The sequence below is a fragment of the Microbacterium sp. NPDC055442 genome, assembly GCF_053644215.1.
The window spans coordinates 95293-106305 of the sequence record NZ_JBSHLF010000001.1 but is presented as its reverse complement, the minus strand read 5'-3'; the positions used below and the strand labels follow the sequence as shown (position 1 = coordinate 106305).

Genomic DNA, 11013 nt, shown 5'->3' with positions numbered 1-11013 from the left:
TCTGCAGACTGCTCCAGCCGTCGCCGGGCGCGGAGAGTGCGTCCACGAAGGCCCGGCTCGCCGCCGGGAGTCGCGGCCGTTCAGGCGGTCGTGATCGCGTACCAGATGAGCAGCAGCGTCACGACGAAGCCGCCGAACTGGTTGAGCCAGAGGAACCGGTCCCACCCGCGGGTCGCGGTGTCCGCCGTCGCATCCGTCACGCGGCGATGCGGCCAGACGGTCGCGAGGTAGGGCAGGACGACGATCGCCGCGAGCGGACCGGGCCACGCCGTGGCGAGCATCGCGAGGCCTGCGGCGGCATAGGCGACGAGCGCGAACCAGACCGTCCAGCGAGCACCACGAACGGTCGCGATCGAGGCGATGCCGGCTTCCCGGTCGGCCAAGACGTCTTGCACGGCGCCGAAGGCGTGCGAGGCGATGCCCCACAGCGCGAACGCGACGATGATCGCCGCGAGCTGCCACGTCCACGCCGCACCCGCGAGCACGAGTGCATAGACGGCCGGTGAGAAGAAGTGGATGCTGCTGGTCACCGAGTCGGCGAAGGGGACTTCCTTCAGCCGCCGCGGCGGCGCGCTGTAGAAGACGACGAAGAAGAGGCTGATCGCGAGCACGAGCCACGACAGGGGCGAGCCCACGATGACGAGATACACCACGAACGGGAGTGACGACAGTGCAGCTGCCCACAGCGTGGCGCGGTGCAGGCGGCGGTCGAGGATCGCGCCGTGCGCGCCGCCCTTGCGCGGGTTGCGCAGATCCGATTCGTAGTCGAAGACGTCGTTGATCCCGTACATGGCGAGGTTGTAGGGGATCAGGAAGAACAGCGTGCCGATGATGAGCGTGGCATCGATCGACCGCGTCGTGAGCAGGTAGGCCGCCGCGAACGGATAGGCGGTGTTGATCCAGCTGACGGGCCGAGACGAGACGAACAGCTGCGCCAGGACGGTGCGGGAGCGCATCATGCCTCTCGGGGAGTGCGTCGGGCCAGCAGCGTGTGCACGGCGGGTACCAGGAAGGCGGCGCACACGGCATACGAGAAGTCCTCGATCGGGGCCAACCCGATGCGGATGCCGCTCAAGTGCTGTTCGGGGTAGGTGAACAGGTCAGCCGCGATCATCAGGTTGTCGAAGACCGCCGTCAGGACGACCAGCACGAGTGCGGCGATGCCCGACGCCGCCATACGCTGTCCGAAACGGGGACGGCGGACCGTGGCGAGCGTCACGATCGCCGTGACGGCGACGAAGGGCAGGACGAGCAACGGGTAGGTCATGACCTGCCCCCCGACTCGGCAGCGGCGCGCCGACGGGCGACGAAGCGATCGGCAGCGGCGTAGGCGACGAGGCCGAGATAGCAGAGGAAGGCCAGGAACACCGGCTCTTCGACCGGCAGGTGCGGGGCGAGGTCGATCCCCAGCAGCAGCGGGCTGTCGCCCTTGACGAAGACGCCGAGGGCGATCCCGGCGGCATCCCACGCGAGAAAGAACGCCGTGCCGATCGCCACGGCTGCCAGGGTGCGGCCGGGCGTGCGCCACGCCGCCAGGCGCCAGCGCGCGTCCAAAGCGGCGATGCCGGCTGCGCTGACGAGGATCGCGACGAGGTAGAGGCCGGGCACACTCACACTCTCGCACGTCGCGGCGTGGGCAACGGACCGGGGGTGCGGTCACCGCGCAGGCGCTTGACGATGAGTTCCGCCGAGATGAGGCACATCGGCAGTCCGATCCCCGGCAGCACCGAGGTGCCCGCGTACATGAGCCCGTCGACCTTCTTCGAGACGTTGCGGGGCCGGAAGACGGCGCTCTGACCCAGCGTGTGCGCGAGGCCGAGGGAATTGCCTCGCCACGCGTGCAGATCGGCCTCGAAGTCGGCCGGCGCGACCGTGCGGCGCACGACGACGCGCTCGGCCAGATCCGGGATGCCGCACCACTGCGCGATCTGCTCGATGACGACATCGGCGGCGCGCTCGATCCGGGCGTCGCCGGCGCCGTCGATCCCGCCATGGCCGAGGCTGGGGTCGGCGGGCACCGGGACGAGCACGAAGAGGTTCTCGTGATCCGGCGGGGCGACCGAGTCGTCGGTCGCGCTCGGGCGGCACACATACAGCGATGCGGGGTCGGGGATGCGGGTGTCCTTGCCGAAGATCGCCTCGAAGTTGGTCCGCCAGTCGCTCGTGAACAGCAGCGTGTGGTGGGCGAGCTGCGGCAGTTCTCCGCGTACGCCCAGCATCACCAGCAGCGCACCGGGGCTCGGTGTGCGCGAGCGCCACCACGGCTCCGGGTAGGAGCGCAGCTGCGGCGGCAGCAGCTTCGTCTCGGTGTGGTGCAGATCGGCCGTCGAGACGACGCGATCGGCGTCGAGCACGGTGCCGTCGGCCAGACGGATGCCGGTGGCGGTGGCATCCGTCGTCAGGATCTCGACCACTTCGCTGCCCGTGCGGATCTCGACGTCGCGGGCGCGGGCGCAGCGCTCGATGGCGGAGATGACCTCGGTGAAGCCTCCGCGCGGGTAGAGCACGCCGTCGCCGAGGTCGAGGTGGCTCATCAGGTGGTAGAGGCTCGGCACGCCATACGGCGAGCCGCCGAGGAAGACGGCGGGGTAGCCGAGGATCTGCCGCAGACGCGGATCGGTGAATCGGCGGTCGACGTGCGAGGCGAGGGTGCGGGTCAGCAGCGGCGCGAGGGTCGGCAGGCGCTTGATGATCTCGCGGTCGCGCAGGCCCGACGTCGTCTCGTACGTGTCGTAGAGGAAGCGCGTGACGGCGAGGTCGTACGCATCGGCGGCGGAGTCGAGGTAGGTCTCCAGACGCGCACCGGCGCCGGGCTCGATGCTCTCGAACAGGGCCGTGGCCTGCTCGCGCCCGGAGTGCACGTCGACCAGTTCGGCGCCCTCGCTGTAGACCCGGTACGCGGGGTCGAGACGGACGAGATCGAGCTCTTCTGCCGCGCTCGTGCCCAGCAGCCGGAAGAAGTGGTCGAACACTTCGGGCATGAGGTACCAGCTGGGGCCGGTGTCGAAGCGGAAGCCGTCGTGCTCCCACGAGCCGGCGCGCCCGCCGAGCTCGTCGCGCGCCTCGACGAGCGTCACGCGGTGGCCCTCGGCGGCGAGCAGTGCGGCGGTCGCGAGTCCCGCGATGCCGCCCCCGATGACGATGGTGGAGGTCGTACCGGTCATGTGCGCGTCCTTCGGGGTGCGGCGCCGAGCAGCGCACGCGCGGCGATGGTTGCCTTGACGGGGTCGGGCACGCGTACGCGCCCCGCGGTGGAGTCCGAGGCGCGGAGGCGCCTGGACAGCGCCGCGAACAGGTCGTGCGCGGCCGTCACCGCGGCGCGGCAGTCGCGGGGGAGTCGGGGGATGACCGAGGCGGCCGCCGCGAGGTCGCCGTCGATGCGGTCGAGCACGTCGGTGCGGGTCGTCTCGGCGCCGTCGATGCCGAGGTAGTCGCGCCCGAGCGCGCCCTCGTCGTGGTCGAGGTCGCGCAGGAAGTTGACGTCCTGGAACGCCGCGCCGAGGCGCCGCGCTCCGTCGACGAGGTCGGCCGGGGGATCCGCGGGACGCGGCGAGCCGGCGTTGACGAAGACCCGCAGGCACATGAGGCCCACGACCTCGGCCGAGCCGTAGACGTAGTCGTCGTGCGATGCGGCATCGTGCTGCGTCGTGGCGAGGTCGGTGCGCATCGATTCGAAGAAGGGACGCACGAGATCCTCGCGGATGCCGCACTCCCGCGCCGTCCGGGCGAAGGCGTGCACGATGAGATTCGCGCTGAAGCCCCGATCGATCGCCCGGAGGGTCTCCACCTCGAGCGCGTCGAGGACCTCGCGTACCTCGTCGGCCGTCAGGCCCGACGCTTCGCCGGGGCCGTCGACGACTTCGTCGGCGACGCGGACGAGCGCGTAGATGTTGCGCACGTGCGGGCGTGGCCGCGCGCCGAGCAGGCGCCCCGCGAGTCCGAACGAGGTCGAGTAGGCGGAGATGACGACAGCGGCCGCGTCACGCGCCGTGCGGTCGTAGAGGCGCAGTCCGGTCGGACCGCCCTGGCGGACGGTGCGGTCGGTCACGGCACCCGCTCTTCGACGCGGTCGGCGAGCTCTCTCAGCAACGTGCCCACGCGGGGCGGCAGCACGGCGTCCCCGGCCGAGAAGCGCACGCCGGCGAGGGTGTCGGCGATGAGCTCACGCAGGCTGTCGCGCGCTCCGCTGGCCTCGAGGGCGAGCTGCGCGTCACGCACGGCGATGGGCCCCGTGTGCGCGAGCGCGAGGGCGTCGCTCACGCGCGTCCACTGCGCCGTGTCGCGCGCGAGGGCGACGAGCGGGGTCTGCTTCGCCTCGCGCAGGTCGCCGCCGATCGCACGGCCGGCCTGCGTCTCATCGCCGAAGGCGCCGATGAGATCGTCGACGAGCTGGTACGCCAGGCCAAGCCGTCCGCCGATGCGCTGCAGCAGCTGACGGGCGTCGTCGGGGGCGCCGGCGAGGATGGCACCGACTCCGAGGGGTGCGCGAAACGAGTAGACGGCCGTCTTGTCGTGTGCCGTGTCGAGCAAGGTGGATGAGGGGACCTGCCCGCCCGTGACGCTGTTCTCGACGTCGGCGAGCTCGCCGGCCGCCGACACGTGGACGGCGTCGTCGAGAAGGTCGTAGATCCGGGCGAGCGTGGGCGGGGGCAGTCCCGCCAGTGCGACCAGGCGCGACGCCTCGTGCAGCAGGATGTCGCCCGCGAGGATGCCGGCCGTGTCTCCGAGGAGCGCCGCGCCCGTGGCATCCGCCCCGCTGTCGAGAGCCCGCGCGCGGAACTCGCCCGCCACGTTGGGCACGCCGCGCCGCTCGATGTCGTGGTCGATGACGTCGTCGTGCACGACGAAGGCCGCGTGCAGCAGCTCGAATGCGGCGGCGACGGGAGCCAGCGCGGGCGTCGACGCGGCATCGCCGCCGAAGGCCTCGAAGGATGCCGCGACCAGGCGCGGCCGCATCCGCTTTCCGCCGCGCGCGGCGCGCGAGACGGCAGCGGCGAGGGCGTCGAATCCCGGTCCGAGGGCACGGGTCCGCAGGCGGGCGAGTGCTTCGTCGATCGGGGCGTCGACGTCGATGTGGGAGGCGACGCCGATCATGACGCGCGGCGTTGCATCTCGACGCCGTTCAAGAGCTGCAGCTGCTGGGACTGCAGCACGAGCCACGGGCTGAAGGCCCACGGCGTCGTGCGCAGCGATGCGGCGAGGTCGGCGGGATCGACCCATCTCGCGTCCATGACCTCGAGCGGGTTGAGTACGGGCTCTGCGGATGTGCGGGCGGTGTAGACGGGGCACACTTCGTGCTCGACGATGCCGTTGGCGTCGGTCGCACGGTAGCGGAAGAGGGGGAGGGCCAGCTCGATGTCGGTGAGCGTGAGGCCGATCTCGTACTCGGCACGACGGTGCACGGCGGCGACGACGGGCTCGGCGGGGCGGGGGTGACCGCAGAAGGAGTTGCTCCAGACGCCCGGCCAGGTCTTCTTGTCGAGGGCGCGCCGCGTGACGAGAACCTGGCCCTCGTCGTTGAGCACGTGACACGAGAATGCCAAATGCAGCGCGGTTTCGGTACCGTGGACGCTGCTCTTGGGTGCGGTGCCGATCGCCTCGCCGTCGTCGTCGAGCAGCACAACGTACTCGGTTTCCAGCATCCCCATCCTCCAGTTTGCTAGTTTATCTAGCTATTACGTCGTGGCGATGTTACAACGGGAAGGGAGGAAGCGTCCACATGCCGCAGCCCTGGAGCCCGCAGAGCACCCATGACCATGCTGTCATGGAGGTGCTGCAAGCGATACGCGCGTTCAGCGACGCCATGGACCGCATGCACGGCGGGATGAAGGGCGACATGATCATGAACGCGACCGATCTCGCCGCTCTTCGCATGCTGATCATGCGGGAGCAGCGCGGTGACGCGGTCAGTCCGCACGATGTCGCCCGCCATCTGCGGATCACGACGGCGTCGACGACGAAGCTGCTGGACAGGCTGACGGCATCCGGTCATCTCGAGCGTCGCCCGCACCCGAGTGACCGACGGGCGCGCATCGTCGTGCTGACGCAGGAGTCCCGCGAAGCGTTCTATCACCATTTCGGGGAGCGGCTGCGCGCCATGCGCGGCGTCGCAGAGCAGTACAGCGAGGCCGATCTCGCGGTCATCTCGCGGTTCCTCGGCGACATCGGCGAAGCGGTCGACCCGGTCTAGACGGAAACGAAGAAGGCTAGGCGGAAACGAAGAAGGCGCCCCGTGCGGGACGCCTTCTTCTTCTGGTTGCGGGGGCAGGATTTGAACCTACGACCTCTGGGTTATGAGCCCAGCGAGCTACCGAACTGCTCCACCCCGCGGCACGTCGACTACTCTACCACGGCTTCTCCCGCCCCCGAACCGCCCCCTCCTGACCGCGAGACTGCAACGGCGCGCCGAGAGTACGGGTGAACCCCACTGTCTCGAGCTGCGGATGCAGTCTCGCGGTCAATGGCGGGTTGCCGGGGCGGGGCGGCGGGCGGGAGGATGAGGGCATGGCCACTGAGCGCGACCGCGATCCCCTCGACGACAGGGACGACGGGCGCGACGAGACGCCGGCCGAGCGCGCCGATCGCAACTGGATCGAGGTGCTGCAAGAGCTGCGCGTCATGCAGACCGGCGCGCAGATCCTCACCGGATTCCTGCTCGCTCTCGCGTTCCAGCCCGCCTTCGCGGACCTCGACGGCGGGCAGAGGGTGCTTTACCTCGTGCTCGTCGTTCTCGCGGCCCTGAGCGCCATCGTCGCGCTGGCCCCCGTGGCGCTGCACCGCACGCTGTTCCAGCAGCGGGCCAAGCGCGACGTCGTCGTCTACGGTCACACGGCGCTCATCACATGTCTCGCGACCGTCGCGACCCTGCTGCTCGGCGTCGTCGCGTTCGTCTTCGACGTCGTGCTCGGCACCGGTGCGGCCGTCATCACGACGATCGCGCTCGCCGTCGTGCTGGTCGTCCTGTGGATCGCGACCCCCGTGATCGTCCGCATCCGGCACGCCTCGAAGGAGAACGCATGAACCTGTCCGACGCGACCCCGATCGCCGTCGCCCAGTTCGCGCCGACGGCCGACGAGGCGGCGAATCTCGACCTCATCGCGCAGCTCGTCGAGGCGGCCGCCGCCCGGGGAGCGCGCCTCGTGCTCTTTCCCGAGTACGCCAGCTACTTCGTCGACCCGTTCGACGCCACTCTCGCCGAACACGCGCAGGATGTCGACGGCCCGTTCACGCGGGAGCTGACCCGACTCGCGGCCGCGCACGGGCTGCACATCGTCGCGGGCCTGCTCGAGCGAGCCGGCGATGCGCGTCGTGTGCGGAACACCGTCGTCGCGGTGGACGCGACGGGCGTCGTGGCGACGTATCGCAAGCTGCACCTGTACGACGCGTTCGGCCAGCGGGAGTCGGACTGGGTCGAGCCGGGCGAGCTCGGGGCGCCGCAGACGTTCGAGGCCGACGGCCTCACGTTCGGGCTCATGACGTGCTACGACCTGCGCTTTCCCGAGCTCGGACGGCTCCTCGCCGATGCGGGCGCCGACGTCGTGCTCGTTCCCGCCGAGTGGGTGCGCGGCCCGCTCAAAGAGCATCACTGGCGCACCCTGCTGCATGCGCGGGCGATCGAGAACACGCTGTTCGTCGCCGCCGCCGACCACCCGCCGCCCCTCGGGGTCGGGTTGTCTATGGTCGTCGACCCGACCGGGATCGAGATCGCCGCCGTCGGGACGGCGACCGACATCGCCGTGGCTCATCTCGACCGCGACGCCGTCGCGCGCGTGCGCCGGGTCAATCCCGCGCTGGCGCTGCGACGGTTCGCCGTCGTCCCCCGCGACTGACGCGCTGCCGTCAGTCCGCGAGGACGGCGAGGCGGGATGCCGCCTCTTGCAGCACGTCGACGCGTTTGCACGCGGCGAACCTGACGAGCGTCGCGAACTCGGGCCGGTGCTCGGGCGTCACGAACGCCGTGAGCGGGATGCCGACGACGCCGGCGCGGCGGGGGAGGTCGCGGCAGAACTCGTCTGCGTCGGTCGCGCCGAGCGGCGCGGCGTCGACGACCGTGAAGTACGACCCGGCCGGCTCCGACACGGCGAACCCGGCGGCACGCAGTCCGTCGCCGAGCAGGTCGCGCTTTGCGCGCAGCGTCGAGGCGATCCCCGCGAAGAACGCGTCGGACAGTCGCAGACCCGTCGCGATCGCGGGCTGGAAGGGCGTGCCGTTGGTGTAGGTGAGGAACTGCTTGACGGCGATGACGGCGTCGATGAGGTCGGCGGGACCGCTGATCCAGCCGATCTTCCACCCCGTGGTCGAGAAGGTCTTTCCCGCGGACGAGATCGTGAGCGTCCGCGACCAGGCGCCCGGCATCGTCGCGATCGGCACATGCTTCGCATCGAAGACGAGGTGCTCGTAGACCTCGTCGGTGACGATGACGCAGTCGTGGTGCTCGGCGAGCCGCACGATCTCCTCGCGCACCTCGCGGGTGAAGACGGCGCCGGTCGGATTGTGCGGGTCGTTGACGAGGATGACGCGGGTGCGGTCGGTGACGGCGCGTCGCAGATCGTCGAGATCGGGCTGGAAGTCGGGCCAGCGCAGCGGCACCGGGACGAGCCGCGCGCCGGAGAGGGCCGTGACGGCGGCGTACGAGTCGTAGAACGGCTCGAAGACGACGATCTCGTCGTCGGGGTCGCCGGTGAGTGCGAGCAGGGCGGCCGCGATCGCCTCGGTCGCCCCGGCCGTCACGAGCACGTCGCGGTGCGGATCGAGCGAGATGCCGTGGAAGCGTTCCTGATGCTCGGCGATCGCGTGCAGCAGGTCGGGCATGCCGCGCCCCGGGGCGTACTGGTTGACGCCGTTCGCGATCGCCTCGCGAGCGGCCTCGAGCACCTCCGCGGGGCCGTCCTCATCGGGGAAGCCCTGACCCAGGTTGATCGCTCCGGTCTGGGCCGCCAGCGCCGACATCTCCGCGAAGATCGTGGGCCGGATCGTGCCGTCCCCGTCGACGAGTCCCGCTCCCTGGGCCGTGCGGCGCCACGCGCCGTGAATCTGCTGCATGCTGCTCCACGGTACTCGTCCGATCCACTCCGATCGCATAGATCCATCTCATCCGCGGCATAAGAAACGCACAGGTCGGCGCGGCAGGGTGGATCATGTCAGCAGAAGGAGCACTCATGAGCGACAACAACGACGACCGTCCCGTCGACGCCACCCCGGACACCTCCGACACTCCGGCGACCGCCGAGGCGTCCGCTGCGACTCCCTCCTCACCCGCGGCGAGCGAGGCGACGGATGCTGCGCCGCCCGCGTCGTCCGCACCGCCCGTGCCGTCGACCCCCGCCGCACCGCAGATCCCCGCCGGATCGAGTGGGGTCTCCTCGAATCCCGACCGCTCGAGCGCGAACGGCGCCCCGTCGGTGGCCGCCGGGCCGAGCGCACCCGCCTCGGGTGCACCCTCCGCTGCGCCCTCGAGCCCGGCTCAGCCCGCTGCCCCCTCGAGTGCGGCTCAGCCCGGTGCGCCCTCGAGTCAGGTCCAGCCCGCTGCCCCCTCGAGTGCGGCTCAGCCCGGTGCGCCCTCGGCAGCGGCCCCGTCGACGCGCCCCGTCGCTCCCGGACCCGTGCCTCCCGGATACGTCCTGCAGGCGCCCGGTCAGCCTCGCCCGCAGGCTTACGCGGGTCAGCCGCACGCCGGCTACGCCGCGCCGCCTCGTCCGCAGGTCTACGGGGGTCAGCCTTCGTACGGAGGCTCGTTCGGCCGCCCCGCCGACACGCAGCCGACGCTGCCCCTCGGCGACGTGCCCCGTGCCCCGGAGACGGCCAAGAAACCGAAGTCCGGCGCGGGCAAGGTGGCCGGACTCATCGTCGCCGCCGCCCTCGTCGGTGGAGCGGCCGGCCTCGGCGGAAGCTACGCGGGTCTGCAGCTGTTCGCCCCGAGCATCGCGATCCCGGCGACCGGGCCCGGCACCGTCACGGTCAACAACACCGACGCGGTCGGGCAGACGACCGCGATCGCCGCGAAGGTCGTGCCGAGCGTCGTGACGATCGCGGCCGCGAGCCAAAGCGGTTCGGGCACCGGATCGGGCGTCGTGCTCACGAGCGACGGCTATGTCGTGACGAACACGCACGTCGTGACCCTGGACGGCGCGACGGGGGGAGCGTCGGTGCGCGTCACGACATCGGACGGACGCGTCTACGACGCCGAGGTCGTCGGAACCGACCCGACCTACGACCTCGCGGTCATCAAGCTCGTCGATGCCGAAGGCCTCACCCCGATCGAGTTCGCCGACTCGTCCGACCTGAACGTCGGCGACGAGACGATCGCCGTCGGTGCGCCGCTCGGTCTGTCGAGCACCGTGACGACGGGCATCGTGAGCGCGCTCAACCGCTCGATCGAGATCGCTTCGGCCGCAGCGCCCGACTCGGACGACACCGAGGGCGAGGGCGGCGGCGAGCAGGGCGAGGCGCCCTTCTTCTTCGACTTCGGACAGGGCCAGCGCGGCGGTCAGGCAGCCGAGAGCATCAAGATCTCCGTCATCCAGACCGACGCCGCGATCAACCCGGGCAACTCCGGCGGCGCCCTCGTCGACGCCGAGGGCAAGCTCATCGGCATCAACGTCGCGATCGCCTCGGCGGGTGGTTCTTCGGGTGCGGCCGGTTCGATCGGCGTCGGCTTCGCGATCCCCTCGAACGTGGTCGAGCGCATCACGGGCGAGCTCATCGAGAACGGCACCGCGACGCACGGACTGCTGGGTGCCAGCGTGAGCGCGGCCGCCTACGTCGAAGGGGCGACGATGACGGGCGCCTACATCCAAGAGATCGTCGAGGGCGGCGCGGCCGCCGAAGCCGACCTGCGCGTCGGCGATATCGTCACGGGCTTCAACGGGTTCCCCATCACCGACTCCGTCGATCTGACGGCGCAGGTGCGCGCCGCCGCCGCCGGCAGCGACGCGACCGTCACGTTCGTGCGCGACGGCGAGACGCGCACGGTCGAGGTGACGCTCGGCGAGCTGCCGTAACCTCTCCCGGCGA

12 protein-coding genes and 1 tRNA gene are annotated in these 11013 nt (G+C 70.9%); 4 read left to right on the top strand and 9 right to left on the bottom strand.

Annotated elements, in window-relative coordinates; all coding sequences use genetic code 11:
• Positions 1 to 80 precede the first annotated feature (80 nt).
• The 7 genes from ACWIBS_RS00590 to idi are packed head-to-tail and all read right to left on the bottom strand — an operon-like array spanning position 81 to position 5642.
• On the bottom strand, positions 81 to 956 hold the full coding sequence (locus ACWIBS_RS00590; RefSeq protein ID WP_376128413.1) for a prenyltransferase: 876 nt from the start codon (positions 954 to 956) through the stop codon (positions 81 to 83).
• Complete coding sequence (locus ACWIBS_RS00585; protein ID WP_376128385.1) at positions 956 to 1267, bottom strand: lycopene cyclase domain-containing protein; 312 nt, start codon at positions 1265 to 1267, stop codon at positions 956 to 958. The genes ACWIBS_RS00590 and ACWIBS_RS00585 overlap by 1 nt, the downstream gene beginning before the upstream one ends.
• Entirely contained in the window at positions 1264 to 1608 is a 345-nt protein-coding gene (locus ACWIBS_RS00580) for a lycopene cyclase domain-containing protein (RefSeq protein ID WP_376128387.1), read from the bottom strand. Before ACWIBS_RS00580 ends, ACWIBS_RS00585 begins: the two co-directional genes overlap by 4 nt.
• Before the next feature lie 2 nt (positions 1609 to 1610).
• Positions 1611 to 3164: a phytoene desaturase family protein gene (gene crtI, locus ACWIBS_RS00575; protein ID WP_376128389.1), complete on the bottom strand. Its 1554-nt coding sequence runs from the start codon at positions 3162 to 3164 to the stop codon at positions 1611 to 1613.
• On the bottom strand, positions 3161 to 4048 hold the full coding sequence (locus ACWIBS_RS00570; RefSeq protein WP_376128391.1) for a phytoene/squalene synthase family protein: 888 nt from the start codon (positions 4046 to 4048) through the stop codon (positions 3161 to 3163). The genes crtI and ACWIBS_RS00570 overlap by 4 nt, the downstream gene beginning before the upstream one ends.
• Complete coding sequence (locus ACWIBS_RS00565) at positions 4045 to 5094, bottom strand: polyprenyl synthetase family protein (protein WP_376128393.1); 1050 nt, start codon at positions 5092 to 5094, stop codon at positions 4045 to 4047. Before ACWIBS_RS00565 ends, ACWIBS_RS00570 begins: the two co-directional genes overlap by 4 nt.
• Entirely contained in the window at positions 5091 to 5642 is a 552-nt protein-coding gene (idi, locus tag ACWIBS_RS00560; RefSeq protein ID WP_376128395.1) for an isopentenyl-diphosphate Delta-isomerase, read from the bottom strand. Before idi ends, ACWIBS_RS00565 begins: the two co-directional genes overlap by 4 nt.
• A 122-nt stretch (positions 5643 to 5764) precedes the next feature.
• Here idi and ACWIBS_RS00555 point away from each other — a divergent pair, with 122 nt between their 5' ends.
• Positions 5765 to 6190: a MarR family winged helix-turn-helix transcriptional regulator gene (locus ACWIBS_RS00555; protein WP_376128397.1), complete on the top strand. Its 426-nt coding sequence runs from the start codon at positions 5765 to 5767 to the stop codon at positions 6188 to 6190.
• 63 nt (positions 6191 to 6253) lie between these two features.
• On the opposite strand, the gene ACWIBS_RS00550 is transcribed toward ACWIBS_RS00555, so the two are convergent.
• Positions 6254 to 6330: transfer RNA gene (locus tag ACWIBS_RS00550), tRNA-Met, on the bottom strand.
• 174 nt (positions 6331 to 6504) lie between these two features.
• Between ACWIBS_RS00550 and ACWIBS_RS00545 the strand changes: the two genes are divergently transcribed.
• Positions 6505 to 7020, top strand: coding sequence for a DUF6328 family protein (locus tag ACWIBS_RS00545; protein WP_376128399.1), 516 nt, complete (start codon positions 6505 to 6507; stop codon positions 7018 to 7020).
• A complete protein-coding gene (locus ACWIBS_RS00540; RefSeq protein ID WP_376128401.1) occupies positions 7017 to 7829 on the top strand; it encodes a carbon-nitrogen hydrolase family protein in 813 nt (270 codons plus the stop codon). Before ACWIBS_RS00545 ends, ACWIBS_RS00540 begins: the two co-directional genes overlap by 4 nt.
• A 10-nt stretch (positions 7830 to 7839) precedes the next feature.
• Here ACWIBS_RS00540 and ACWIBS_RS00535 read toward each other — a convergent pair whose 3' ends face one another.
• The gene (locus ACWIBS_RS00535; RefSeq protein ID WP_376128402.1) at positions 7840 to 9042 is read right to left on the bottom strand and encodes an aminotransferase class I/II-fold pyridoxal phosphate-dependent enzyme; all 1203 of its coding nucleotides are present in this window, start codon (positions 9040 to 9042) and stop codon (positions 7840 to 7842) included.
• 116 nt (positions 9043 to 9158) lie between these two features.
• Between ACWIBS_RS00535 and ACWIBS_RS00530 the strand changes: the two genes are divergently transcribed.
• Complete coding sequence (locus tag ACWIBS_RS00530; protein WP_376128404.1) at positions 9159 to 11000, top strand: S1C family serine protease; 1842 nt, start codon at positions 9159 to 9161, stop codon at positions 10998 to 11000.
• The last annotated feature ends 13 nt before the right edge of the window (positions 11001 to 11013 follow it).

Excerpts from the sequence above, each read along its gene's own strand:
- ACWIBS_RS00590 (WP_376128413.1), bottom strand. The coding sequence starts at position 956 with ATGCGCTCCCGCACCGTCCTGGCGCAGCTGTTCGTCTCGTCTCGGCCC.
- ACWIBS_RS00585 (WP_376128385.1), bottom strand. The coding sequence starts at position 1,267 with ATGACCTACCCGTTGCTCGTCCTGCCCTTCGTCGCCGTCACGGCGATC.
- crtI (WP_376128389.1), bottom strand. The coding sequence starts at position 3,164 with ATGACCGGTACGACCTCCACCATCGTCATCGGGGGCGGCATCGCGGGA.
- ACWIBS_RS00565 (WP_376128393.1), bottom strand. The coding sequence starts at position 5,094 with ATGATCGGCGTCGCCTCCCACATCGACGTCGACGCCCCGATCGACGAA.
- idi (WP_376128395.1), bottom strand. The coding sequence starts at position 5,642 with ATGCTGGAAACCGAGTACGTTGTGCTGCTCGACGACGACGGCGAGGCG.
- ACWIBS_RS00555 (WP_376128397.1), top strand. The coding sequence starts at position 5,765 with ATGGAGGTGCTGCAAGCGATACGCGCGTTCAGCGACGCCATGGACCGC.
- ACWIBS_RS00545 (WP_376128399.1), top strand. The coding sequence starts at position 6,505 with ATGGCCACTGAGCGCGACCGCGATCCCCTCGACGACAGGGACGACGGG.
- ACWIBS_RS00540 (WP_376128401.1), top strand. The coding sequence starts at position 7,017 with ATGAACCTGTCCGACGCGACCCCGATCGCCGTCGCCCAGTTCGCGCCG.
- ACWIBS_RS00535 (WP_376128402.1), bottom strand. The coding sequence starts at position 9,042 with ATGCAGCAGATTCACGGCGCGTGGCGCCGCACGGCCCAGGGAGCGGGA.
- ACWIBS_RS00530 (WP_376128404.1), top strand. The coding sequence starts at position 9,159 with ATGAGCGACAACAACGACGACCGTCCCGTCGACGCCACCCCGGACACC.